Annotated in this window: 24 protein-coding genes; 10 read left to right on the plus strand and 14 right to left on the minus strand. The window is 69.2% G+C overall.

The window, feature by feature from the left end; translation table 11 throughout:
• Positions 1-129 precede the first annotated feature (129 nt).
• The 8 genes from ACH4K1_RS04525 to ACH4K1_RS04560 all read right to left on the minus strand — a co-directional run bounded on the left by ACH4K1_RS04525 (position 130) and on the right by ACH4K1_RS04560 (position 7,538).
• Complete coding sequence (locus ACH4K1_RS04525; protein ID WP_398086614.1) at positions 130-1,596, minus strand: nucleobase:cation symporter-2 family protein; 1,467 nt, start codon at positions 1,594-1,596, stop codon at positions 130-132.
• A gap of 318 nt (positions 1,597-1,914) precedes the next feature.
• Complete coding sequence (locus ACH4K1_RS04530) at positions 1,915-3,303, minus strand: 8-oxoguanine deaminase (RefSeq protein WP_398086616.1); 1,389 nt, start codon at positions 3,301-3,303, stop codon at positions 1,915-1,917.
• A gap of 45 nt (positions 3,304-3,348) precedes the next feature.
• Positions 3,349-4,752: a nucleobase:cation symporter-2 family protein gene (locus tag ACH4K1_RS04535; RefSeq protein WP_398086618.1), complete on the minus strand. Its 1,404-nt coding sequence runs from the start codon at positions 4,750-4,752 to the stop codon at positions 3,349-3,351.
• 67 nt (positions 4,753-4,819) lie between these two features.
• Positions 4,820-5,743, minus strand: coding sequence for a factor-independent urate hydroxylase (gene pucL, locus ACH4K1_RS04540; RefSeq protein ID WP_398086620.1), 924 nt, complete (start codon positions 5,741-5,743; stop codon positions 4,820-4,822).
• A gap of 7 nt (positions 5,744-5,750) precedes the next feature.
• Entirely contained in the window at positions 5,751-6,140 is a 390-nt protein-coding gene (gene uraH / locus ACH4K1_RS04545) for a hydroxyisourate hydrolase (protein WP_398086621.1), read from the minus strand.
• Positions 6,141-6,160: 20 nt separating this feature from the next.
• Complete coding sequence (gene uraD, locus ACH4K1_RS04550; RefSeq protein WP_398086623.1) at positions 6,161-6,697, minus strand: 2-oxo-4-hydroxy-4-carboxy-5-ureidoimidazoline decarboxylase; 537 nt, start codon at positions 6,695-6,697, stop codon at positions 6,161-6,163.
• Positions 6,698-6,852: 155 nt separating this feature from the next.
• On the minus strand, positions 6,853-7,173 hold the full coding sequence (locus tag ACH4K1_RS04555) for a helix-turn-helix domain-containing protein (RefSeq protein WP_073768701.1): 321 nt from the start codon (positions 7,171-7,173) through the stop codon (positions 6,853-6,855).
• Between the two features lie 113 nt (positions 7,174-7,286).
• Entirely contained in the window at positions 7,287-7,538 is a 252-nt protein-coding gene (locus tag ACH4K1_RS04560) for a hypothetical protein (protein WP_398086625.1), read from the minus strand.
• A gap of 250 nt (positions 7,539-7,788) precedes the next feature.
• On the opposite strand from ACH4K1_RS04560, the gene ACH4K1_RS04565 reads away from it, so the two are divergent.
• The 3 genes from ACH4K1_RS04565 (at position 7,789) to ACH4K1_RS04575 (ending at position 11,276) form a co-directional block, all read left to right on the plus strand.
• On the plus strand, positions 7,789-8,628 hold the full coding sequence (locus ACH4K1_RS04565; protein ID WP_398086626.1) for a TIM barrel protein: 840 nt from the start codon (positions 7,789-7,791) through the stop codon (positions 8,626-8,628).
• Positions 8,629-8,720: 92 nt separating this feature from the next.
• Positions 8,721-9,614, plus strand: a complete 894-nt coding sequence (locus ACH4K1_RS04570; protein ID WP_398086628.1) for a 2-hydroxy-3-oxopropionate reductase — start codon at positions 8,721-8,723, stop codon at positions 9,612-9,614.
• Between the two features lie 204 nt (positions 9,615-9,818).
• A complete protein-coding gene (locus tag ACH4K1_RS04575; protein ID WP_398086629.1) occupies positions 9,819-11,276 on the plus strand; it encodes a catalase in 1,458 nt (485 codons plus the stop codon).
• Between the two features lie 546 nt (positions 11,277-11,822).
• Here ACH4K1_RS04575 and gcl read toward each other — a convergent pair.
• A complete protein-coding gene (gene gcl, locus ACH4K1_RS04580) occupies positions 11,823-13,607 on the minus strand; it encodes a glyoxylate carboligase (protein WP_398086630.1) in 1,785 nt (594 codons plus the stop codon).
• A gap of 281 nt (positions 13,608-13,888) precedes the next feature.
• On the opposite strand from gcl, the gene ACH4K1_RS04585 reads away from it, so the two are divergent.
• The 3 genes from ACH4K1_RS04585 (at position 13,889) to ACH4K1_RS04595 (ending at position 15,542) form a co-directional block, all read left to right on the plus strand.
• Complete coding sequence (locus tag ACH4K1_RS04585; protein WP_398086631.1) at positions 13,889-14,599, plus strand: hypothetical protein; 711 nt, start codon at positions 13,889-13,891, stop codon at positions 14,597-14,599.
• A gap of 106 nt (positions 14,600-14,705) precedes the next feature.
• Complete coding sequence (locus tag ACH4K1_RS04590) at positions 14,706-15,335, plus strand: GNAT family N-acetyltransferase (protein WP_398086633.1); 630 nt, start codon at positions 14,706-14,708, stop codon at positions 15,333-15,335.
• Between the two features lie 9 nt (positions 15,336-15,344).
• Positions 15,345-15,542 carry a hypothetical protein gene (locus tag ACH4K1_RS04595; RefSeq protein ID WP_398086635.1) on the plus strand — a complete coding sequence of 66 codons (198 nt, stop codon included), beginning with the start codon at positions 15,345-15,347 and terminating at the stop codon, positions 15,540-15,542.
• A gap of 87 nt (positions 15,543-15,629) precedes the next feature.
• Here the strand turns inward: ACH4K1_RS04595 and ACH4K1_RS04600 are convergent, their stop codons facing one another.
• Together ACH4K1_RS04600 and ACH4K1_RS04605 are read right to left on the minus strand one after the other, a co-directional pair.
• Positions 15,630-17,252, minus strand: a complete 1,623-nt coding sequence (locus ACH4K1_RS04600) for an AMP-binding protein (protein ID WP_398086637.1) — start codon at positions 17,250-17,252, stop codon at positions 15,630-15,632.
• Positions 17,249-19,582: a recombinase family protein gene (locus ACH4K1_RS04605; RefSeq protein ID WP_398086638.1), complete on the minus strand. Its 2,334-nt coding sequence runs from the start codon at positions 19,580-19,582 to the stop codon at positions 17,249-17,251. Before ACH4K1_RS04605 ends, ACH4K1_RS04600 begins: the two co-directional genes overlap by 4 nt.
• 366 nt (positions 19,583-19,948) lie before the next feature.
• Here ACH4K1_RS04605 and ACH4K1_RS04610 point away from each other — a divergent pair, with 366 nt between their 5' ends.
• From ACH4K1_RS04610 to ACH4K1_RS04625, 4 genes are read left to right on the plus strand one after another with little or no spacing between them, the layout of a single operon-like run.
• Positions 19,949-20,251 (plus strand): hypothetical protein, encoded by a 303-nt coding sequence (locus tag ACH4K1_RS04610; protein ID WP_398086640.1) that lies wholly within the window; start codon positions 19,949-19,951, stop codon positions 20,249-20,251.
• Positions 20,252-20,277: 26 nt separating this feature from the next.
• Positions 20,278-20,727, plus strand: a complete 450-nt coding sequence (locus ACH4K1_RS04615; protein ID WP_398086641.1) for a hypothetical protein — start codon at positions 20,278-20,280, stop codon at positions 20,725-20,727.
• A 25-nt stretch (positions 20,728-20,752) separates the two neighbouring features.
• The gene (locus ACH4K1_RS04620; protein ID WP_398086643.1) at positions 20,753-21,397 is read left to right on the plus strand and encodes a hypothetical protein; all 645 of its coding nucleotides are present in this window, start codon (positions 20,753-20,755) and stop codon (positions 21,395-21,397) included.
• Between the two features lie 41 nt (positions 21,398-21,438).
• On the plus strand, positions 21,439-21,591 hold the full coding sequence (locus tag ACH4K1_RS04625) for a hypothetical protein (RefSeq protein WP_398086645.1): 153 nt from the start codon (positions 21,439-21,441) through the stop codon (positions 21,589-21,591).
• A 53-nt stretch (positions 21,592-21,644) separates the two neighbouring features.
• Here ACH4K1_RS04625 and ACH4K1_RS04630 read toward each other — a convergent pair whose 3' ends face one another.
• Genes ACH4K1_RS04630 through ACH4K1_RS04640 form a run of 3 tightly spaced genes read right to left on the minus strand, consistent with a single transcriptional unit; the run spans position 21,645 to position 22,951 of the window.
• On the minus strand, positions 21,645-22,178 hold the full coding sequence (locus ACH4K1_RS04630) for a hypothetical protein (protein WP_398086647.1): 534 nt from the start codon (positions 22,176-22,178) through the stop codon (positions 21,645-21,647).
• The gene (locus tag ACH4K1_RS04635; RefSeq protein ID WP_398086648.1) at positions 22,178-22,528 is read right to left on the minus strand and encodes a hypothetical protein; all 351 of its coding nucleotides are present in this window, start codon (positions 22,526-22,528) and stop codon (positions 22,178-22,180) included. The genes ACH4K1_RS04630 and ACH4K1_RS04635 overlap by 1 nt, the downstream gene beginning before the upstream one ends.
• Before the next feature lie 60 nt (positions 22,529-22,588).
• Complete coding sequence (locus ACH4K1_RS04640) at positions 22,589-22,951, minus strand: hypothetical protein (RefSeq protein WP_398086650.1); 363 nt, start codon at positions 22,949-22,951, stop codon at positions 22,589-22,591.
• Between the last annotated feature and the right edge of the window lie 293 nt (positions 22,952-23,244).

A 23,244-nucleotide genomic window follows, 5' to 3' on the forward strand; every position in this document is an offset into this window, starting at 1 on the left:
CCCCGCCGAACCCGCGGCGGGGCCCCGCCCGCCGCCGGGGCCCCGGGGGGGGGGGTCGGCCGCCGCCGGCCCGGGGGCCCCCCCGCGGGGGGCCCCCCCGGGCCGGACGGGCCCGCGGCCGGACGCGGGTCAGTGCACGCCCACGCCGGCGGCGGCCGGGACCACGTGCTCGCCGTGCACCGGGGGTTCGTCCGCCGGGTCGGGCTTGCGGCCGAAGTGGTTGAAGGCGAGGTTCAGCACGATCGCCACCACGCAGCCGGTGGAGATGCCCGAGTCGAGGACGACCAGCAGGTCCTCGGGGAAGGCGTGGTAGAACTGCGGCGCGGCGATCGGGATCAGGCCGATACCCACGGCCGCCGCCACGATCAGGGCGTTCTCGCCCTTCTCCAGGGCGGCGGTGGCCAGGGTCTGGATGCCGCTGGCCGCGACCGTGCCGAAGAGGACGATGCCCGCGCCGCCGAGGACCGGCAGCGGTACGAGGGCGATGACCGAGGCGGCGACCGGGACGAGGCCGAGGAGGATCAGGATCACGCCGCCCGCCGCGACGACGAAGCGGCTGCGGATCTTGGTCATGGCGACGAGGCCGACGTTCTGGGCGAAGGCGCTGCACATGAAGCCGTTGAAGATCGGGCTGATGGCGCTGCCGAGGGTGTCGGCGCGCAGGCCGCCCTCGATGATCTTCTCGTCGGCCGGGCGGTCCACGATCTTTCCGAGGGCCAGCATGTCCGCGGTGGACTCGGTCATGCAGACCAGCATCACGATGCACATGGAGATGACGGCGGCGACCTCGAACTGCGGGGCGCCGAAGGCGAAGGGCGTCGGGAAGCCGACCACGTCGGCCTCCTTGATGGCGCCGAAGTCGGTGATGCCGGCGGGGATGGCGAGGAGCGTGCCGATGATCAGGCCGAGCAGGATCGCGATCTGCTGGAGGAAGCCGCGCAGGAGTTTGCGCAGGGCCAGCACGATCACCAGGGTCACGGCGGCCATGGTGATGTTGGTCATCGAGCCGTAGTCGTCGGCCCTCGCGTTGCCGCCCTGCGACCAGTTGAAGGCGACCGGGAGGAGCGAGACGCCGATCAGGGTGATCACGGTGCCGGTCACCACGGGCGGGAAGAAGCGCACCAGTTTGCAGAAGTACGGGGCGAGGACGAAGCCGAGGAGGCTCGCGACGATGATCGCGCCGAAGATGACGGCTATCCCGTCGTGTCCCCGGTCCTTGCCTATCGCGATCATCGGGGCGACACCGGCGAAGGAGACGCCGTTGACGAAGGGCAGCCGGGCGCCGACCTTCCAGAAGCCGATGGTCTGGAGGAGGGTGGCGATCCCCGCGGTGAACAGGCTCGCCCCCATGAGGAAGGCGGTCTCCTTGGCGGTGAGGCCGACGGCCGGCCCCACGATGAGCGGCGGGGCCACCACGCCCGCGTACATGGCGGCCACGTGCTGGAGGCCGCTGGTGAACATCTTCAGCGGGGGGAGGGTTTCGTCGACCGGATGTTTCCGGCCGTCACCTGCTGCTTCTGCTTCTGTGACGGCGTCGTCCGTCACGTCGGGGGCGGCTGCGTCTGCGTCTTTGCGAAACCTGGGCTTAGCGGCCACGGCGGTTCCTCCGGTCGGTTACACGTCATCGGCGACGTGGGGTTCAGGGAGGTGGTGCGTAAGTGGTGCGGTGGGGCTTGCGGCTCTCTCAGGTGGTGCAGGTCGTGCAGAGGGGGGTACGGGGGCGCGCACGTGGGGGTGGGTGCGGGCAGCGTTCATCACCGGTCCGGCGGAAGCGCGCGCTGGGGCGCGCTTCCGCCGGACCGGCTGCCGCGGACCCCGCTCGGGTCCACGGCGGCCGGTCTCGGGCCGTCCCCCTCGACCGGCCGGTCGGATGTCCGCGCGGAGCCGGGCTCCGGCGGGGGGGTCCGCGCGGGGTCAGGCTCCGGCGGCGATCTGTGCCAGTCGCCTGGCCTCGTCGCGGGTCGCGCGGGCGATGGCGTCCTCGTCCACGGTGGTGAGGCGGTTGTCCTCGACGACCGGCTTGCCGTCGACGAGGGAGAGGGTCACCGGAGCGGCCGCGCCGAAGACGAGCGCGGTCACCGGGTCGGCGATCGAGGAGTGGGCCAGGGTGTCCAGCTTCCACAGCACGAGGTCGGCGAGCTTGCCGGCCTCCAGGGAGCCGATCTGGTCGGCGCGGCCCAGCACCCGGGCTCCGCCGAAGGTCCCGAGGCGCAGTGCCTGGCGCGCGTCGAGGGCCTTCTCCCGGTGGGCGCCGAGGCGGTTGATGAGCAGGGCGTTGCGCAGCTCGGTGTGGAGTTCGCCGGACTCGTTGGAGGCGGTGCCGTCCACGCCGAGGCCGACCGGCACCCCGGCGGCGAGCATGTCGGGGACGCGGGCGATCCCGGCGGCGAGGCGGGCGTTGGAGGACGGGCAGTGGGCGACGCCGGTGCCCGTGCGGGCGAACGCGGCGATGTCGGAGTCGTTCATGTGGACGCAGTGCGCCATCCACACGTCGTCGCCGAGCCAGCCGGTCGACTCGAAGTAGTCGGTCGGGCCCATCCCGAACAGCTCCTTGCAGAACTGCTCCTCCTCGACGGTCTCCGAACCGTGGGTGTGCAGCCGTACGCCCTTGCGTCGGGCCAACTCGGCGCCCTGGCGCATCAGTTCGGTGGAGACGGAGAAGGGCGAGCAGGGCGCGACGGCGACCTGGGTCATGGCGTCGAAGGAGGCGTCGTGGTGGGTGTCGACGGTGGCCTCGGTGGCGGCGAGCGCGTCCTCCAGGGTCTCCACGGCGAAGTCCGGGGGCAGGCCGCCGTCCCTCTCGCCGCGGTCCATGGAGCCCCGGGCGAGGGTGAACCGTACGCCCATCTCGCGGGCGGCGCCGATGATCGCGCCGGAGAGGTCGCCGGAGCCCCGCGGGAAGACGTAGTGGTGGTCCATGGCGGTGGTGACGCCGCCGCGGGCCATCATCGCGAGCGAGCCCTGGGCGGCGGCGCGGGCCATCGGCTCGTCGATGCGCGCCCAGGTCGGGTAGAGGGCGACCAGCCAGTCGAAGAGGTTGTGGTCGGTGGCCAGGCCCCGGGTTATCCACTGGTAGAAGTGGTGGTGGGTGTTGACCAGGCCGGGGGTGGCGAGGTGACCGGTGGCGTCGACGCGCCGGACGACCCCGGTGAGGCCCTCGGGCGCCCTGCCGGCGCCGATGGACTCGATGCGGTTGCCGGCCACCACGATGTGCCCGGAGGCGTACTCGGTGTCGTGGGCGTCGACGGTGGCGATCGAACAGTTCTCGATGACGGTGCGCTGAGGGTCTGCCGAAGCTGCCATGGCGCTTCCTTCTTCTCTCTGTGGCGATGCGGGCACGGCAGGACCCTAGGAGGATTTGAGTGCCACAGCGGTACGGCTGTGGGTGCCGAGATGGTGGAAGAACAGGTTGAGCACGACCGCGACCAGGGCCCCCGCGCTGATCCCGGAGCCGAGGACGGTCTGCGCCCAGGCCGGGAATCCGGCGTAGAAGGCGGGTGCGGCGAGCGGGATGATGCCCGCGCCGAGCGCGACGGCGACCAGGATGATGTTGGAGCTGTCGTCGAGGCCGGCTTCGGCGAGCGTACGGATGCCGCTGACCGCGATGGAGCCGAAGAGGACGATGCCTGCGCCGCCGAGGACGGGCATCGGGACGAGCGAGACGACCGCGCCGAGCACCGGGAAGGCGCCGAGGACCAGGAGCGCTCCGCCCGCCGCCGCGACGACGTACCGGCTGCGGACCCGGGTCAGCGAGACGACGCCGACGTTCTGGGCGAAGGCGCTGGTGGGGAAGCCGCCGAAGACCGGACCGAGGAGGGTGGCGATGCCGTCCGTGCGCAGTCCGCGGGTGATGGTGCGCCCGTCGGTGCGGCGGTCGCAGATCTCGCCGAGGGCCAGCATCCCGGCCGACGACTCCGTCATCAGGACCAGCATGACGATGCAGAGCGAGAGGATCGCGGCGGGCTGGAACTCCGGTGCGCCGAAGGCGAAGGGGGTCGGCAGGGCGGCCAGCGGCGCGGACCTCAGCACGGAGAAGTCGGCCATGCCGAACGGGATCGCGGCCAGCGTTCCGACGAACATCCCCATGAGCAGGGCCACTTGCTTGAGGAAGCCGCGGCCGAAGCGCTGGATGAGCAGGATCACGACGAGGGTGAAGGCGGCCAGCGCCAGGTACTTCATGGCACCGAAGTCGTCGGCGGTGGCGTCCCCGCCCTGCGCCCAGGCGACCGGAACGGGCATGAGGGTGACGCCGATGAGGGTGATGACCACGCCGGTGACGAGGGGCGGGAAGAAGCGCAGCAGCCGGCCGAAGAACGGTCCGACCGCCAGGCAGAAGACGCCTGCGACGATCACCGCTCCGTAGATCGCGGGGAGTTGGCGCCCCGGCGCACTGGTCTCGGCGATGGCGAGCATCGGCGCGATCCCGGCGGAGGAGGCCGCGTTGACGAAGGGGAGCCGGTTGCCCGCGAAGCGGCCGAGGCCGACGGTCTGCAGGACGGTGGCGAGTCCGGCGATCAGGAGGCTCGCCGCGATGAGCCGGGTCATGCCGGCGGTGTCCAGACCCACGGCCTGGCCGATGATCAGCGGAGGGGTGACGACGCCCGCGTACATGGCGGCGATGTGCTGGAGTGCGGCGGGGACGAGCCGCGCCGGCGGGAGTTTCTCGTCGACCGGGTGGACTGCCGTGCCGGTGAGGGTTTTCGAGGGGTCTGTGCCTGGGCCTTCGGCCGGCCCCGTTGCAGGCTGTGCCATGGGTGTTCCCTCCGGGTGACCGGCCGCCGCCCGTCTGCGGGCGGGCGGCGGCCGGTTCAGCACCGCGTCAGAGGTTGGTCATGTCGACCGGGATCTTCGGCTCGACGCCGTCCCGGAGCACGGTGGCCTCGATCAGACCGTAGGGACGGTCCGCCGCGAAGTAGACCTCATTGTCGTTCTTGAGGCCGAACGGTTCGAGGTCCACCAGGAAATGGTGGTTGTTCGGCAGCGAGAAGCGGATCTCGTCGATCTCGCTGCGGCTGTTGATGATCCGCGAACCCATCTGGTACAGGGTCTGCTGGAGCGAGAGGGAGTAGGTCTCGGCGAAGGCCTGGAGCATGTGCTTGCGCGCCTGCTCGTAGGACTTCTCCCAGTTCGGCATGGACTGCTCGTCGCTGGTCCAGTTGTAGCGCCAGCGGGCGGAGACGTCGGTCGCCAGGATGCGGTCGTACGCCTCCTTCAGCGTCGTGTACTTGTCCTTGACGTAGCCCCAGAACTCGGAGTTGGTCGAGTTCATCACGGTGAGGTCCTTGAGGCCGGAGACGACCTCCCAGCTCTCGCCGTCGTAGGTGACCTGGGTGACGCGGGTCTCCTGGCCCTTGCGGACGAAGGAGTGCTTGACCTCGTCGGCGCCGATGAACTTCGAGTTGCCGTCGGAGGTCGCGATGCGCTCCCAGGCGTACTCCTCGATCCGGATGCGGGCGCGGTGGATCGGCTCCTGCGAGGTGACGAAGTGCCGGGCGAGGTGGATGCCGAACTGCTCGGCGGACTCGATCCCGTACTCCTTGGCGAACGCGAACACCGTGTTCTTGGTGGTGTCGGTCGGCAGGACGTTGGCGTTGGAGCCGGAGTAGTGGACGTCGTCCATGGAGCCGGAGAGGGCGACCGAGACGTTCAGGTCCTTGATGTGGTGGGTGTCGCCGTCCCGCACGATCTTGACGACGCGGTTCTCTGCTTTGCCGTACTGGTTCTGGCCGAGAATCGTGGGCATGTCGGTGCTAGCTCCCTCGGTAAACGGAGTAGCCGAACGGGTTGAGCAGCAGCGGTACGTGGTAGTGCTCGCCCGGGACGACCGCGAACGCGATGGTCACCTCCGGGAAGAACGCGCCGCTGTCCCTTACGCGGGGGGCGTCCTGCTGCGCCTCGGCTTGCTTCTTGGAAAAGTACGTCTCGGTGTCGAAGTCGAGGCGTACGTGGGTGGTTCCCTCCGGCAGGGCCGGGAGGTCCTTGCAACGTCCGTCCGCATCGGTGGCGGAGGCTCCGAGCGGGACGTACGGTGCGTCGCTTCCGCCGCGGGCGGCGAGCGAGACGGCGACGGACGCGGCGGGGCGGCCGATGCTGGTGTCCAGGATGTGGGTGGACACCGATGCGGTCGTGTCGGTACTCAAGACCGTCACTCTCCTCGATCTCAAGAGTCCTGTGCGGGAGCGTCCTCTGCGAGGGCCTCCGTCACGAGACGGGTCAGCCGGATGCGGTTGATCTTGCCCAGTTCGGTGCGCACGATCTCCCGCTCCCGCTCGGGCGTGTTCCCGATCCGGGACTTCACCGCGTCGCGCATCTGCTCGCCGGTGGCTCCGGTGGCGCAGATCAGGAAGACGTGTCCGAACCGTTCCTGGTAGGCCAGGTTCAGTTCGAGCATCTCGGTCTTGAGCTCCTCGGAGGCGCCGGCCATGCCTCGCTGCTCGCGGGAGGAGGTCGGGTCGCCGGGCTTCGGGCGGCCGATCGGCGGGTGGCCCGCCATCGCGTCGGCCAGCTCCGCCGCGGTGAGCCGCGCGGTGGCGGCGTCGCTCGCGGTGAGCAGGGCTTCTTCGGTGGCGTACGGGCGCCCGGCGAGGATGGTGCTTCCCCAGGTCGCACTGGCACACACCTCGTGCAGTACGGGGGTGGCCTCGCCGTCCGCCAGGGCGTTGAACCGGGTGAGGCCCGGTGTGGAGCTCGACGTCACGGGAGCCTCCGTGGCTGTTTTTCGCTGTGCGTTGTTCGGGCTGCGGATAGCTAACGCCCTCCACAACACGACGTCAACAGTTTGTTGAAATCTCGCGAACGAAGAAAGCCGCCGTCCCGGCATGCGGACGGCGGCTTTCCCGGTCGTTCGGCCAACTACTCACCCTTGGCCGCATGTTCCCGGTTCAGGTAGTTGTACACGGTGAATCTGGAGACGCCCAGAGCGCCCGCCACGGTCTCCACTCCGTGCCGCACCGAGAAGGCGCCACGCGCCTCCAGCATCCGGACGACGGACTGCTTGGCCTTCCGGTCCAGGTCGGCGAGGGGCATTCCGTGCCGCCGCTCCATCGCGGCGAGGATGTGGTCCAGCGAGTCGGAGAGCTGGGGAAGCCGCACGGCCACGACGTCCCGCCCCTCCCACGCCAGGACGACGTCGTCCTGCTCGGCCCGGTCCGGTCCCAGCAGCTCCGCGCCCATGGCGTCGACGAGCGGCTTCACGGCCGCCACGAGGGGGTGGTCGAGTCCGGCCGGCAGGCGGTCCGCCGCCGGAGAGGGGGCGCCGGCGACAGGGGGGTGGTCGACGGACTCGGTCACGGCGCGTCCCCCTCGACCACGTTCACCTGGAGCGAGACCCGGGTGGCGCCCGAGGCCAGGGCCCGGCGCAGCAGGGTGTCCACGGCGGTGAGCACCTGGTCCGCGCCCCCTTCCGCGGTGTTGCCGAAGGGGCCGACGTCGACGGCGTCCAGCTCGGCGGCCTGGATCACCTCACGGGCCACCACCGCGTGGGTGGGCGCCTCGTCGAGATCGAACGGCTCGGTGGTGAACTCCACCCTCAAGCGCACTGTGCCTCCATCGTGTCCGCGCCCCGGGTGCGGGCCCCCGCGGCTCGGCCACGACTGTAGCCGCTGGGCGGATTCCCGCCCCGGTCCGCGCGGCGCCCGCCCGCGGCGGCGGCGGGAGGGGCGGGCCCCGGGAGCGGGCGGCGGGCGGGGCGATTTCGCCGACACCTCTTGACAGCCTCGCCGCCCGCCGGGCAATCTTCCGTTAAGCAGAAAGAAACTTCCGCAATACGGAAGGAGCGCCGACATCCTCATGGGATACCCGGACCAGCGCTTCGATGTGAACCTTTCGATCCTCTTCACGGAACTCCCGCTCCTGGAGCGCCCCGCGGCAGCCGCCGCGGCCGGCTTCACGGCGGTCGAGCTGTGGTGGCCCTGGATCGAGACCCCCACCCCGCCGCAGGCCGAACTCGACGCCCTCAAGAAGGCGCTCGACGACGCCGGCACCCAGCTGGTGGGGCTGAACTTCTACGCCGGACTCCTCCCCGGCCCCGACCGCGGCGCGCTCTCCGTGCCCGGCGAGGAGTCGGACCGCTTCCGCGCCAACATCGGGGTGGCGGCCGACTTCGCCGCCTCGGTGGGGTGCACGGCGCTCAACGCGCTGTACGGCAACCGCGTCGAGGGCGTCGACCCGCAGGTGCAGGACGCGCTCGCGCTGGAGAACCTGGTCCTGGCCGCCCGCGCCGCGGACCGGATCGGGGCGGTCCTGCTCGTCGAGGCCCTCAACAAGCCGGAGTCGCCGCTCTATCCGCTGGTCGGCGCACCGGCCGCGATCGAGGTCGTCGACAAGGTCAACGCCGCGACGGGCCTCGGGAACGCCAAGTTCCTGCTGGACCTCTACCACCTGTCGATGAACGGCGAGGAGCTGAGCCAGGTGATCAAGGCGTACGCCGCGAAGACCGGCCACGTCCAGATCGCCGACAACCCGGGGCGCGGCGCGCCGGGCACCGGTTCGCTCCCGCTGGAGCGGCTGCTCGACGAGCTGAAGGACGCCGGGTACACGGGCCGGGTCGGCCTGGAGTACAAGCCGGGCGACCGGCCGAGCGCGGAGGCCTTCGACTGGCTCCCGGAATCGGCCCGGGCGGACCGCTGACCGGCTGACGGCCGCGGGCCGCGCACGGGCAGGGGCGGCCCCGGGGCCCGCCCGGCCCCTCACGTACACACGTTTTCCAGGAAGGCACCCTCATGAGCAACAACCTCCCGAAGGTCGCGTGGATCGGTCTCGGCATCATGGGCTCCCCCATGTCCGAGAACCTGATCAAGGCCGGTTACTCCGTCACCGGATACACCCTGGAGCAGGAGAAGATCGACCGGCTGGTCGCGGCCGGCGGCGCCGGCGCCTCCTCGATCGCGGACGCGGTGAAGGACGCGGACGTCGTCATCACGATGGTGCCCGCCTCCCCGCAGGTCGAGGCCATCGCCTACGGGCCGGACGGCATCCTGGAGAACGCGAAGCGCGGCGCCCTGCTGGTGGACATGTCCTCCATCACCCCGCAGACCTCGGTCGACCTGGCCGAGAACGCGGCGGCCAAGGGCATCCGGGTCCTGGACGCGCCGGTCTCCGGCGGCGAGGCGGGCGCCGTCGAGGCGGTCCTGTCCATCATGGTCGGCGGCGAGCAGGCGGACTTCGACGCCGCGAAGCCGCTGCTGGAGGCGCTCGGCAAGACGATCGTGCTCTGCGGGCCGCACGGCTCCGGCCAGACGGTGAAGGCCGCCAACCAGCTCATCGTCGCGGTCAACATCCAGGCGTGCGCCGAGGCCGTGGTCTTCCTGGAGAAGTCCGGGGTGGACCTCGCCGCCGCGCTCGACGTCCTCAACGGCGGTCTGGCCGGCTCGACCGTGCTGACCCGGAAGAAGGACAATTTCCTGAAGCGGGACTTCGCCCCCGGCTTCCGGATCGACCTGCACCACAAGGACATGGGCATCGTCACGGACGCCGCCCGCAACGTCGGCGCGGCCCTGCCCGTCGGCGGTGTGGTCGCCCAGCTGGTCGCCTCGCTGCGCGCCCAGGGCGACGGCGGGCTGGACCACTCGGCGCTGCTGCGCTCGGTCGAGCGGCTGTCCGGCTCCCAGGTCTGACCCCCCGCCCCGCACAGGGGCCGCCTCCTCGAAGAGGCCCGTGAACTCCGGGTCGCGGCGGCGCTGACACCTGTCCTGTCGCGCCCAGGCGCTGCCGCGACCCGGAACCCCATACTTCGTTTTCAACAAACTGTTGACGTTGCTCAGTGGCGAATCTACGCTCCACAAGCCGTCAGCAGCTCGTACGAAAGGTCATCCCGCCACATGGCTAAGCGTGTGCTCACGACCGAGTCAGGCGCCCCGGTCGCCGACAACCAGAACTCCGCCTCCGCCGGCGCCGGCGGGCCGCTCCTCCTCCAGGACCAGCACCTCCTGGAGAAGCTCGCCCGCTTCAACCGTGAGCGCATCCCGGAGCGCGTGGTGCACGCCCGTGGCTCCGGCGCGTACGGCTACTTCGAGGTCACCGACGACGTCACCGGCTTCACCCGCGCCGACTTCCTCTCCGCCGTGGGCAAGCGCACCGAGACGTTCATCCGCTTCTCCACGGTCGCGGACTCGCTCGGCGGCGCGGACGCGGTCCGCGACCCGCGCGGCTTCGCCCTCAAGTTCTACACGGACGAGGGCAATTACGACCTGGTCGGCAACAACACCCCGGTGTTCTTCATCAAGGACCCGATCAAGTTCCCCGACTTCATCCACTCGCAGAAGCGCGACCCCTTCACGGGCCGTCAGGAGCCGGACAACGTCTGGGACTTCTGGGCGCACTCCCCCGAGGCGACGCACCAGGTCACGTGGCTGATGGGCGACCGCGGCATCCCCGCCTCGTACCGCCACATGAACGGGTACGGCTCGCACACCTACCAGTGGACGAACGCCGAGGGCGAGGCCTTCTTCGTCAAGTACCACTTCAAGACGAACCAGGGCGTGCGCTCCCTCTCCGCCGAGCAGGCCGCCGAACTCGTCGGCAAGGACGCCAACTCGCACCAGACGGACCTGCTCCAGGCCATCGAGCGCGGCGTCAACCCGTCCTGGACGCTGTACGTCCAGGTGATGCCGGCCGCCGAGGCCGCGGACTACCGGTTCAACCCGTTCGACCTCACCAAGGTGTGGCCCCACGCCGACTACCCGCTCCAGCGGGTCGGCCGCCTGGTCCTGAACCGCAACCCGGACAACGTCTTCGCCGAGGTCGAGCAGGCCGCGTTCTCCCCGAACAACTTCGTGCCCGGCATCGGGCCGTCCCCGGACAAGATGCTCCAGGGCCGGCTGTTCGCCTACGCGGACGCCCACCGCTACCGCCTGGGCGTCAACCACACCCAGCTGCCGGTGAACGCGCCGCGCACCCCCGTGGTCGACAACTACGGCCGCGACGGACTCCACGCGACCCGCTACGGTTCGCGCCACGACAAGAACTACGAGCCCAACTCGTACGCCGGTCCGGTGCAGACCGACGCGGCGCTCTCCTCCCCGCTCGCGGTCCACGGCTGGACGGGGACGCACGAGGCGCCCGCGCACAGCAAGGACGACGACTTCTTCCAGGCCGGCGAGTTGTACCGGCTCATGTCCGAGGACGAGAAGGGCCGTCTGGTCGCGAACATCGCCGGGGGCCTGTCACAGGTCACCCGCGACGACGTGATCGAGAAGAACCTCGCCCACTTCCACGCCGCCGACGCCGACTACGGCAAGCGCGTGGAGGAGGCGGTCCGCGCCCTGCGCGAGGACTGAGACCCCCAGACCCCTGCCCCTGCCGCGCACCCGGATGAGGGGTGCCGCGCGGCACGGGCAGGACGACGAGGCCGCGGCGGTCGAGCGATGCCAGTGCGGTGGTGAAGGACCGGGGACCGTCTCCTGACCTGAAGGAGACGCCCTCCCCCGGGCCGATCGCCGCCGCCGCGGTCCCTGTCACCCGGTGAACGAGGGCGCGGAGTACGGATACGGTCCCGTACTCCGCGCCCTTCCGCGTGCCCGCGCCCGTACGGTCCGGCCCGCCCGGCCCCGTGCGGCGGGGGGGGGCCGTGCCGTTCCGCCCCGTCCGGCGCTCCGGGACGGAACCCTCGTGGAAGGCGGGGCCGCACCCCGCGTCGAGGGGCCCCCGGCTTCCCGTCCCGTACGTCCGGGCCCGCCCGCCCCGGGGTTCCGCCCTCGAACGCCCGGCAGGCCGGCGTCCGCGCGCCCCGGGCACCGCGCGGGCCGGGAGGGCACGGCAAGGCGCAAGGGCCCCCGGCCCGGAGGGTCGCTCCGGGCCGGGGGCCCTCAGGGGTGGCGCGTCCGTCAGGAGACGGTCAGCGGGCGGATTGCGGTCGGGGCGTGGGACGGGTCCGTGGCCAGGTCCTCGAACTCGTTCACCGACGCGATGTCGCTCCCGCTCATCGCGATGTTCGTGACCCGCTCCAGGATGGCCTCGACCACTACCGGCACCCGGAACTCCGCCGCCAGCTTCTTGGCCTCCTCGAAGGCCGGCAGCAGCCGGTCCGGCTCGGTGACCCGGATCGCCTTGCAGCCGAGTCCCTCGACGACCTTGACGTGGTCCACGCCGTAGACGCCCAGCTCCGGGGAGTTGAGGTTCTCGAACTCCAGGTTGACCTGGAAGTCGATGTCGAAGTTGCGCTGCGCCTGGCGGATGAGCCCGAGGTAGGAGTTGTTCACCAGCACGTGGACGTACGGGATGCGGTGCTGGGCTCCGACGGCAAGCTCCTCCAGCATGAACTGGAAGTCGTAGTCGCCGGAGAGGGCCACGACCGTGCCCTCCGGGTCCGCCGTGGCGACGCCCAGCGCGGCCGGGATGGTCCAGCCCAGCGGGCCCGCCTGGCCGCAGTTGATCCAGTGGCGCGGCCTGTAGACGTGCAGCATCTGCGCGCCGGCGATCTGGGAGAGCCCGATCGTGGTGACGTAACGGGTCTCCGGGCCGAACGCCCGGTTCATCTCCTCGTACACGCGCTGCGGCTTGAGCGGCACGTCGTCGAAGTGGGTGCGCCGCTGGAGCGTCGCCCTCCGTTCCTGTGTGGAGGCGGCCCAGGCCGTACGGTCCTTCAGCTCGCCCGCGGCCTTCAGCTCGCGCGCGACCTCGACGAAGAGTTCCAGCGCGGCCCTGGCATCGGAGGCGATCCCGAGGTCCGGGGCGAAGATCTTGCCGAGCTGGGTGGGTTCGATGTCCACGTGGACGAAGGTGCGGCCCTTCGTGTAGACGTCCAGCTTGCCGGTGTGGCGGTTGGCCCAGCGGTTGCCGATGCCGAGGACGAAGTCGGATTCCAGGAAGTTCGCGTTGCCGTAGCGGTGCGAGGTCTGCAGGCCCACCATGCCGGCGTTCAGCTCGTGGTCGTCGGGGAGGATGCCCCAGCCCATCAGGGTCGGGACGACGGGGACGCCGGTCAGCTCGGCGAACTCCACGAGGAGTTCGGAGGCGTCGGCGTTGATGATGCCGCCGCCCGCGACGAGGACCGGCCGCTCGGAGGCGTTCAGCATCGCCACGGCCCGCTCGATCTGCTTGCGGGAGGCGGCGGGCTTGTGCACCGGCAGGGGCTCGTACAGCTCCGGGTCGAACTCGATCTCGGTGAGCTGGACGTCGATCGGCAGGTCGATGAGGACCGGGCCGGGGCGGCCGGTGCGCATCAGGTGGAACGCCTGCTGGAAGACGCCGGGGACCTGCGCGGCCTCCAGGACGGTGGTCGCCGCCTTGGTGACCGGCTTCGCGATCGAGGCGATGTCGACGGCCTGGAAGTCCTCCTTGTGCAGGACGGCGGTCGGCGCCTGGCCGGTGATGCACAGGATCGGGACGGAGTCGGCGATGGCGGAGTACAGCCCGGTGATCATGTCGGTGCCCGCCGGGCCCGACGTGCCGATGCAGACGCCGATGTTGCCCGCCGCGGCCCGGGTGTAGCCCTCCGCCATGTGGGAGGCGCCCTCGACGTGCCGGGCCAGCGTGTGGGTGACCCCGCCGGCGGCCTTGAGGGCCGCGTAGAAGGGGTTGATCGCCGCGCCCGGAACGCCGAACGCGTTGCTGACGCCTTCGCGCTTCAGGATCTCAACTGCCGCTCGGGCAGCGGTCATACGAGGCATGGAAGCTCCTGGTCGGGATTGGTGGAGTCGGGCTCTGTCGCGCCACCTGAGAGCACCAATTCCGCATTACGGAAACTTACTTCTGTTATACGGAAGCAATCTAAAACCTGGGGGGTTCCCCGTCAAGGGCGCGCCGGGCCCGCGGGCGGCCGGAAAGGACCGTGCGCCCGGAGCGGAGTACGCCGTTCCCCTCCCCGGTGCTCCGCTCCTGGTGGACGATGGCGTGACGAGGGAGGCGCGGAGTACGGTCGGTCGCCGGTCCGTGCCGGAGGGAGGCGAACGTGGAGTCCGTGCCGGTCCGGTGCCCTGCCTGCGGCCGGGACCACGCCTACAGCGCCCCGGCCTACCCCTGCCCGTGCGGCGAGCCCACCGCCCCGCCGCTGCTGCGCGGCGCCCCGGCGGTCCGGGTCGTCCACCGCAGCTGGAACGACGCCTGGGTCACCGTGCGTTGTGCGTCCTGCGCCCGGGAGGACCAGTGGCCGCAGCCCGAGCTGTGCTGCCCGTGCGGGACCGTCCTGCGCCTGCCGGTGCGCCCCGCGGCCACCGCACCGGTGCGGGCCGATCCGGTCTCCCCCGCCCACATCCCGCTGCCGCGCACCGCCGCCCGCCCGCGCCCGGCGTTCCGCCCGACGGCGATCCGCACCGGCCACGACGCGGTGGACGCGGCCGGGCGGTACCTGACCTGGCTGGGCTACTGCGGCGTCGGCCGGCCCGCCGCGGACCCGGCCCCGGGGATCGACCTGCGGGGCGACGGGGTCGTCGCGTGCGTGGACTCCACCACCCGCCCGGCCGCCCTGCGCGCGGTCGAGACCCTCTGGCTCAACGCGCTGGGCGCGTCGGCGGCCGGGGTGTTCTTCTCCCTCTCGGGGTACGCGGCCGACGCGCGGGCCCGCGCGGACGGCGTCGGGCTCCCCCTCTTCGTCCTGGACCCCGCCGGCGCCCCCCGGCCGGTGAACGGTCCGGCCGACGAACTGGCCGGCGCCGGCGCCTGACCGGCGTCCGGGGTACGGTTCCGGCCCCGCGTCCGGTCCCGCCGCCGGGAGCCGGAATCCGGCGCCTCGCGTACCGGTCCGGGCTCCGGCGCGGCACACTGAGTCCATGCGTATCCGCTCCGCCAGACGCTCGGATCTCCCGGTACTCCAGGACATCGAGCGCGCCGCAGGGGAACCGTTCCGCGCCCTCGGCATGGCCTTCGTGGCCGACGACGATCCGCCCCCGCTCGACCTGCTGGAGAGCTACCGGCAGGCAGGCCGTTGCTGGGTGGCCACCGACCCCCTCTCCGCCACCGGCGACCGGCCGCTCGGCTATGTGCTCGCCGACCCCGTCGACGACGCCCTCCACATCGAGCAGGTCTCGGTCGACCCCGCCGCCGCCCGCCGGGGCATCGGACGGGGGCTGATCGCCCATCTCGCCGCCGTGGCCGCGCGGCGCGGGATGACGGCGCTGACCCTGACCACCTTCACCGACGTGCCGTGGAACGCCCCGTACTACGCCCGGATCGGCTTCCGGGTGCTGCGTGAGGAAGAACTCACCGACGGGCTCCGGACGATCCGCGGCGAGGAGGCCCAGCACGGCCTCGACCGCTGGCCACGGGTCTGCATGCGCCGGGAACTGGCCGCCGTCCCCCCGCCGAAGACCGCACGAACGGTCGCACAGCCACAGCTTCTTCCGGACACGTCGGGGGCGTCCGGCGCTTCGGAGACGGTAGCTGTCGGTGGCGGCGCGTAAGCTGTGCGCATGGCTTTACTCCCCGACAGCTCCTCCCCAGCACCCCGTCCCGCGCCCGCCGCCGAGCTGGCCAACGAGGCGATCCGCGCGCTCGTCGACGCCACCGGCCCCGACTGGTCCGAGGCGTCGGCGGCGACCTACGAGGTGCTGCTGATCGAGTGGGCGGCGGCGACCCGGGGCGACCCCGACATCATCGAAGCCGCCTGACCCCGCCCGGCGTACCCACCGCGTCCACCTGCGGTGACCCCGTCCTGTACGGGGTCACCGCCTTTCCCCGCGCCGTGCCGGCTCCGCTCACTCCGCGTAGCTCTCCCGCAGCTCGACCTTGCGGACCTTTCCGCTGACCGTCATCGGGAAGGCCGCGAGGACCCGCAGCCTGCGCGGGATCTTGTAGTGCGCCAGCCGCTCCCGGCAGAACGCCGTCACCTCCTCCAGCGTCGGCGGGTCGGCCGGGTCGCGGGGGATGACACAGGCCAGGATCTCCTCGCCGTACCGCTCGTCCGGCACCCCGACCACCTGGACGTCGGCGATCTTCGGATGGCCGTACAGGAACTCCTCGATCTCCCTCGGGTACACGTTCTCGCCGCCCCGGATGATCATGTCCTTGATCCGGCCGACGACCTGGACGTACCCGTCCTCGCGCATCACCGCGAGGTCCCCCGTGTGCATCCACCGCCCCGCGTCGACGACTTCGGCGGTGCGCTCGGGCTGGTCCCAGTAGCCGAGCATCACGCTGTAGCCCCGGGTGCGCAGTTCACCGGCGGCGCCGCGCGGCAGCGTGACGCCGGTGGCCGGGTCGACGACCTTGACCTCGATGTGCGGCAGCACGCGGCCCACCGTGCCGGTGCGGCGCTCCTGGTCGTCGTCGCGGCGGGTCTGGGTGGAGACCGGGGACGTCTCCGTCATCCCGTAGCAGATCGACACCTCGGCCATGTGCATCTCGGCGACGACCCGCTTCATCACCTCGGCCGGACAGGGGGAGCCGGCCATGATCCCGGTGCGCAGCGAGGAGAGGTCGTACGTCGCGAACTCCGGCAGGTTCAGCTCCGCGATGAACATGGTGGGCACCCCGTACAGCGAGGTGCAGCGCTCCCGCTGGACGGCGGCCAGCACGGCGGCGGGCTCGAAGGACGGGCCGGGGATCACCATGCACGCGCCGTGCGAGGTGGCCGCGAGGTTGCCCATCACCATGCCGAAGCAGTGGTAGAAGGGGACGGGGATGCAGATCCGGTCCTCCTCCGTGTAGGCGATGGTCTCCCCCACGAAGTAGCCGTTGTTCAGGATGTTGTGGTGGGTGAGGGTCGCTCCCTTGGGGAAGCCCGTGGTGCCCGACGTGTACTGGATGTTGATCGGGTCGTCGCAGGACAGCTCCGCCTCCCGGGCGGCCAGTTGTCCGGCCGTGACGGCGGGCGCGGCGGCGGTCAGTTCGTCCCAGGAGGGGTCGCCGATGTAGTGGACGGCGCGCAGGGCGGGGCAGTCGGCGCGGACCTGGTCGACGAGGGCGCGGTAGTCGCTGGTGCGGTGGGAGAGGGAGGCCACCAGCAGGGAGACGCCCGCCTGGTTGAGGACGAACTCCACCTCGTGGGCGCGGTAGGCGGGGTTGACGGTGACCAGGAGGGCCCCGATGCGGGCGGTGGCGTACTGGACGAGCACCCATTCGGGGCAGTTGACCGCCCAGATGCCGACCCGGTCGCCCTTCGCCACCCCGGACGCCATCAGGGCGCGGGCCAGCACGGCCACGTCGGCGCCGAACTCCGCGTATGTCCAGCGGCGGCCCGAGACCACGTCGACCAGGGCCTCGCGGTCGCCGTGCGCGGCGACCGCGCGGTCGAGGTTGCGGCCGATGGTGTCGCCGAGCAGCGGGGTGGAGCCGACGCCGTGCGCGTAGGACGGCTCCGCGGGGGACGGCAGGCTCACTTCAGGTCCCCCTCGGCGAACTCGACGCCGTCGCCGAGCGCGGTGCGCTCGCGGAGTTCGATGCGGCGGATCTTGCCCGAGACGGTCTTGGGCAGCTCCGCGAACTCCAGCTTGCGGATGCGTTTGTACGGGGCGAGGACCGCCCGGGAGTGCTGGAAGAGGAGCTGAGCGGTCTCCGGGCCCGGCTCCCAGCCCTCCGCCAGCACGACGTACGCCTTCGGGACGGCGAGGCGGAGCGGGTCGGGGGCGGGGACGACGGCGGCCTCGGCGACCGCCTCGTGCTCCAACAGGGCGCTCTCCAGCTCGAACGGCGAGATCTTGTAGTCGGACGCCTTGAACAGGGTGTCCGGCTCACTCGACTTATCGTCCCCAATGAACAGCCGGGGATCGACCCGCCCCTCGATGCGGATGGTCGGCAGCGGGGGAACGTCGGACACCGGAGGGGTGCCGGGGAAGCCCCCCAGGGCCTCCATGAGCTCCTCCCAGAGCCCACTCTTGAGCCAGCGTGCCCAGATGCTCGAAGCGCCCGGCACAGGGGCGCTGGACCACGCGCAACCGGTACGCGCCTTGTGGAGCATCGAGTCGAGCAACGCCCGAGGGTTTGCCGCCTTGCGTCCTCGACGGGCGGACATCACCGGCTCCACGACTACCCATGCCGCATCCGTAAGGGTAGGCACGAGGAGGTTCCGGTCCCGGAACCATGCACTTACCTGGTCATCGCTGCGGGTCTTCCTGGGCACGTCGCCTGTGATGGTGACCTTCAGCTCAACCCAGTCGATGACGTCTTCCTTCTGGGCGGGCGTCATACGGTAGAGCGAGGTTCGTGCCACCGTGGCCAGCTTGTTCAAGTCTTCCGCGCGCACTCGGGCCTGGTCGATTTCGTTACGCCAGGACATTGCCTGATCGCGCATCTCGACCAGCTTTTCGCGTTCCTCGTTGTGCCCCTTGATACGGCTCTCAATGTACTCCCGGGCCTCAACACGATTGAGCTTGCGCTGTACGGCCTGCCGGGTAGCAGCGTCAGTCGTCAGGTCAATGAAGCTATCGATGTCTTCGATCTGGCTATCCAGATCAGCGATGCGCTTCTCATAGTCGACCTCGTTGGCTCCCGCGAGTTCTGCCCACTCCGCTGACAACGCCATCAGCCGGTCCGGCTCTTCGAGCAGTTTGCAGATTTCGTGCCAGACCACGGCTTCAAGGGCTTCGGCGTCAATCTGCGAGCAGGAGCAACGCTGGCTTTCGGGGTTCTTGGGGTCCTTGTACGTGCCAGCGCAGCGGTACACGCGCCTCTCAGCTCGGCCTGTGCCGCTAGCTCCGGTGAAGTGGTTTCCGCAGACGCCGAAAATGTGCTTACTGAGCGGGTGAACCTCGTACTCGTCAGCGGAACGCCCGGCGCGGCTGGTTCGTTCGAGTGCCAGGTTGAGCTTCTGAAGCTGGACGTCGTCGAAAACGGGTTCGTACGGCACGATGACGGCCTGCCCGAAAAGAGGCGACCCGTTTTCATCGAGCCTGATTTTCGGCTTGCTGGGGTCGCGGTAGAAGCGGTGCGCCTTCTGCACGGCTTCACTCGTAAGAACGTGCCGAAGAGATCCCCGGGGCCAGTAGTTGCGGGAGGGCCCGTCAAGGTGTTCGGCGTTGAAGAGGTCTTCCACCTCGCTGGGGTTCATCCCCTCTTGCACGATGTGCCTCCACGCACGGTGGCAGAGCTCGTACGGGGCGGTCTCCTTCCCCCGATCGAGGATGATGCGGCTCTCCCCCTTGACCCCCTTGTGCTCAATCTTGTAGGGGTACGGAGCTAGCCCTCCGGCGTGTCCGCCGATCTCCGCCTTCTCCTGCACCCCTCCTTGGGTGCGGTCACGAATGGTGTTCCGCTCGTCTTCAGCCTTGTCTTGCTCCTTGCGCATGCGGGAGCGCCCGGCTTCGGTCGTGTTGTCGTAGTCGCCTCGGACGACGGAGACGAAAATTCCGAGGTCTTCGAGGGCCCAGACCCAGGGCCAGAAGGCGCGGTCACGACGGCCGATGGCTCGTTCCTCAGCCACCACGACCACGTCGAAGGGGCGCGGCTCCTCCTGTGCAGCTGCCATGAGCCGCTTGAGGTCGGGCCGCTGCGTGTGGTCCAGGCTGCCGCTGAAGCCTTCGTCGGCGTAGGTGCCGACGTGATCCCAGTCCTTCTTCGCGATGTGGGCCCTGGTCTTCTTGCCCGTGTAGCTGATGCCGTAGCCCTTGGCCTGCTCAGCAGTGGATACGCGCAGGTAGTCGACGGCGCGGAGACGTGCGGGTGCGGTGACCCGGTGAACAGCCTCGATGGAGCGTGTGAGAGTCTTCGTCATGTCAGTCTGAACTCCAGATTCAGAGTGGCGCGACCCTGGTGGCGTTGCCTCGCTGCCGGGGTCGACTCATGTCGAGGTGATCCTATCCCTCAACAGGCCGCCCTGGGCACATACTTACGCGGCCTCAGGTTCGCTCTGGCCCTCCTGGGCCATGAAGAGGTGCTCCAGTACGCGGCGCCGGAGGCCCTCGTCCGCGCTCTCCGAGCGGTGCCAGACAACTTCCACGGCCGGAACCGAGACTTCACGTTCTCCGAACAGAGGCACAACCTCTGCCATATCCTGGGGTGCCACTCGTTCTCCTCAGCCCGAGTTGGTGTATGGGCTGAGCCTAGTTATGTCTCGCGGAAAAGTGTTAGGAGCAGTCTCTTGGCCACGTTCGATGCCCGACCACTTCTGGGTTCCAAATGGAAGCCCACCATGGCGCACGACGGCAGTGAGATTTTGAGGGAGCTCACATCGCGAGCCAAGCGGTCGTCCGGTGCGAAGGCGGAACTGTCCGCAGCGGAGCTTGTACTTCTCGCGAAGGTCCTGTTGACCTTGACGGGCGAATATGTTGTGACGGCGAATGATCCAAGCGACGAGGCCGTGAACAACCTGCTTGCGGATCTGATGCGTGCATTCGACGTCACTCTCCTTCCTCTGGCTCCCTACACCTACCCGTCCAACTGACGGCCAATAGAAATGAGGAGTTGAGCATGGTTCGACGCGACCCCACTGACCGCAGTGGCTGGGTGAACTGGCCGACGGACAATAGCGGTGATTTCCGCGACGGCGGCGAAGGTGGTATGTCGGCATACGCCAGCTGGGCCCCGCCAGACGGGAATAACCTTGCAGCCGTATGCAGCGTGGGGCTCTCCGTGAAAATGCTGATCAACGAGACCTTCGTCAGCGCGACTGGTCCTGATGCGGAGTCCTACACCCACACGGGGTGGTGGGATGGCAAGAAGGATTGGGAGGACACCGGATACTTTACCGATGCGGTACTTCTGCTGGGTTCAACAGGTGGCTCCTGGTGGAATGAAGAAGCAGGTAGATACTTCCAAGTATCCGAGGATCACCTCACGGACCTAGGGCGCGCTGTTCTGGCAGCTCTTACTGACCTATACGGCTTCCCTCCAAACATTTTCACGTTCCTCGACACCTGAGGAACCCGCTCAAAGGAGAAATGACATGGCGCCCACGCTGAAAGAAGTAGAGAACTATGTCCGTAATCTCGGAGCAGAGTATCCGGGGAGGGTATGGGCCTTCGATTTGCTGGCACGGGACACGTTCAAAGGAATGAAGACCACATTCTCGTACGCGGAGAAGAAGCTGCATGAATTGCATGTAGCCGGAAAACTCCGGCGGGTAATCGTAGGGCCGACCGGCTTGGTAACGTTTCCGGATTCCGCAGAGCGTATCGGAACTTTCTCGCGTTTCCCGAGCTTCCACGGGGTTTACGGCATCGGCGTAGGTACCGTCTCTTTTGAGCGCAGGAACACGTCGGGTAGTTTGTGGCCGGGAGACAGCCGCCTGACTTACTTCCTCGGGGCGGAGGCGTACGACGCACTAGTGGCTAAGCTGCTGGCCGAGCAAAAAGAGATCGTGGCGGAAGAGGAGGCCGCAAAGAAGGCGGACGTGTCTGAGGTGCAGCAGGCGCTCAGTGCCCTCATGCCGGACGCACCGGAACTCCTGGCGCAGCTGTCGGTAACCCTGGGAGAACGTTCGGCACTGCGTCCCCGGGTCTCGGACGGCGAAGTCGGCATTCTGCTCAACCTGGATGACTCAGCAACGGTTGTGAAGTTCCTGGAGGTCATTCGGCGCGGATTGAAGTAGCGTCTCCGGTAAACACCATCTCTGCCCGAGGGAAGTAGCGCGTGAGTAGCCACTGGAAGGTCGAAGTGCACATCAAGCTGCCCGGCGAAGAGGACGGCGAAGAAGTGGCGCTGGAGGGTCTTCGCCGGTCCATCCTTGCGGCAGCCGAGTACCACAAGCTAGATATCGAAGTCGCAGGCCCGCAGCAGACCTGAACGCACAGAAGCCCCCGGCCGTTTCGGTCGGGGGCTTCTGTGCGTTCAGGTAGTCAAGCGGCGGCTTCGTTGTCGATACGCTCCAGAGGCGCGGTGGCAAGGTGTCGGTTCCGGCCCCGTTCGCTGGTGAACGCCAGGCCCGTTTTCAGGCATTCCTTATGTCCTTCGCAGGGTGCGATGAGGATGCCGTCGGGGTCGCCCCATTTGATGTCCCAGATGGGTACGCCGTCGTGCTGGGCGTTGGCATGTGAGGATCGGGAGGCGTAGACGATGGGGATGTTCTTGCCACCCTTGACGTGGTCGCGGGGGCAGAGCACATACTCCTTGCCCGGAGATTCCGTCTTGCTGGGCTCGATGGCCTTCTTTCCGCTCTCCACCTGCTTCGGCCGCCGCTGATCCATGTCCACGCCTTCTGCCTGGTAGAGGGCGATGAGGGGCTGGAGTTGGTGGTTGTGTGGCGGGCAGAAGTCGAATCGCTTCGGTGGGCCGTCGATGGCGAGGATGTGTTCTGCGGTGGCCTGTGCGACCGGGAGTCCCTCGTGCCTGCACTGGTCGCATGAAGCTACGTGGATGATGTCGCGAGCCATTAGTGGGTCCTCTGCTTGTTGTGGAGCATCTTCATCTCGGCCATCAGCGCGGCCCCACGGAAGACGCACCGGCCTTCCCCGTCGATGCGTCCGGTCCCGGCTTCAGCGGTGTAGCCGGGCGGGTAGGCGTAACTGGTCCTGAGGATGACGAAGTCGTTGGTGAGTTCCTGCGTCTTCAGGGTGCCGCAGCTGCGGCACTTCCTGACGCGCTCGTACCCGCCGCCTTCAAGTTCGTAGGCGTCGTGGGGGGCAAAGTTGTGGCCGCCATCGCGGCAGACCACGTACTTCGTCGGCAGTGTTGCTGCGAACGCGCGGACGTCGGCCAGATCTGCGATGTGCATGTCGTTCATGAAGGCACATTAGATGCGAGATCCAGCCATTGTCACCACCGGGTCGGGTGGTACCTGGTCTCAGTCTGCGCAGGCGTGCAGGACACTGTCTGTTCGAGAGGCCACGGTCCCGCCGTTTTCGACCTCTTCCCGCAGTGACAGGGACCAGGCGGTAAGTCTGTCCTCGATGCCTTCGGGTAGGCGTCCTTCAGCCATAGATGCCTTGTAGGCGGTCATGAGCTGCCCGCCGTAGGTGGCGGACTTGGTGATCTCGGCTTCGGAGTGCGGGTTGTCCCGGTAGAGGTAGTAGTAGGTGCTGGACGCCGAGCGCAGCCAGGAGCTGTCGTTGCACCAGTCGTTGCCGCCGCTGCCGCTGGCGCTGTAGACGAAGGCTCCTCCGGTGAGAGCGAGGAGAACGGCTGTGGCCCCCAGGGCTTTTCGCACGGTGGCTCCTCAGACGGTTTCTCTGACGCGGGGGCATCCGGCTGCGATGTAGCGTTCGCAGTTGCGGATCTCGGCTTTGGCGCCCTGGAGTTGCTCTCGGAGCCTGTGTCGCTCGTCCGACGAGAGATAGCGAGTCGTGTCCTCCAGGCGGGCCTGCACGGCAGCGTGGTGTTCGCGTGCTGCGTGGAGCTGGTTCCGTGCTGCTGCTTCGCGTGTGGCAGGGATGTAGCTGGCACGAGGGCTGGGGACGGGCGGCATGGAGACCTCCTGGCAACCGATAGAGCAGTAGGCCA

It is taken from the genome of Streptomyces sp. NPDC017448 (genome assembly GCF_044330565.1).
In the GTDB taxonomy this organism is placed as follows: Bacteria; Actinomycetota; Actinomycetes; order Streptomycetales; family Streptomycetaceae; genus Streptomyces.

Coding starts and splice junctions, on each gene's coding strand:
- ACH4K1_RS04630 (WP_398086647.1), bottom strand. CDS start 22,178: ATGGCTCGCGACATCATCCACGTAGCTTCATGCGACCAGTGCAGGCAC.
- pucL (WP_398086620.1), bottom strand. CDS start 5,743: ATGCCCACGATTCTCGGCCAGAACCAGTACGGCAAAGCAGAGAACCGC.
- ACH4K1_RS04620 (WP_398086643.1), top strand. CDS start 20,753: ATGGCGCCCACGCTGAAAGAAGTAGAGAACTATGTCCGTAATCTCGGA.
- ACH4K1_RS04530 (WP_398086616.1), bottom strand. CDS start 3,303: ATGGCAGCTTCGGCAGACCCTCAGCGCACCGTCATCGAGAACTGTTCG.
- ACH4K1_RS04615 (WP_398086641.1), top strand. CDS start 20,278: ATGGTTCGACGCGACCCCACTGACCGCAGTGGCTGGGTGAACTGGCCG.
- gcl (WP_398086630.1), bottom strand. CDS start 13,607: ATGCCTCGTATGACCGCTGCCCGAGCGGCAGTTGAGATCCTGAAGCGC.
- ACH4K1_RS04605 (WP_398086638.1), bottom strand. CDS start 19,582: ATGACGAAGACTCTCACACGCTCCATCGAGGCTGTTCACCGGGTCACC.
- ACH4K1_RS04590 (WP_398086633.1), top strand. CDS start 14,706: ATGCGTATCCGCTCCGCCAGACGCTCGGATCTCCCGGTACTCCAGGAC.
- ACH4K1_RS04570 (WP_398086628.1), top strand. CDS start 8,721: ATGAGCAACAACCTCCCGAAGGTCGCGTGGATCGGTCTCGGCATCATG.
- ACH4K1_RS04535 (WP_398086618.1), bottom strand. CDS start 4,752: ATGGCACAGCCTGCAACGGGGCCGGCCGAAGGCCCAGGCACAGACCCC.
- ACH4K1_RS04575 (WP_398086629.1), top strand. CDS start 9,819: ATGGCTAAGCGTGTGCTCACGACCGAGTCAGGCGCCCCGGTCGCCGAC.
- ACH4K1_RS04555 (WP_073768701.1), bottom strand. CDS start 7,173: ATGGGCGCGGAGCTGCTGGGACCGGACCGGGCCGAGCAGGACGACGTC.
- ACH4K1_RS04635 (WP_398086648.1), bottom strand. CDS start 22,528: ATGAACGACATGCACATCGCAGATCTGGCCGACGTCCGCGCGTTCGCA.
- ACH4K1_RS04595 (WP_398086635.1), top strand. CDS start 15,345: ATGGCTTTACTCCCCGACAGCTCCTCCCCAGCACCCCGTCCCGCGCCC.
- ACH4K1_RS04565 (WP_398086626.1), top strand. CDS start 7,789: ATGGGATACCCGGACCAGCGCTTCGATGTGAACCTTTCGATCCTCTTC.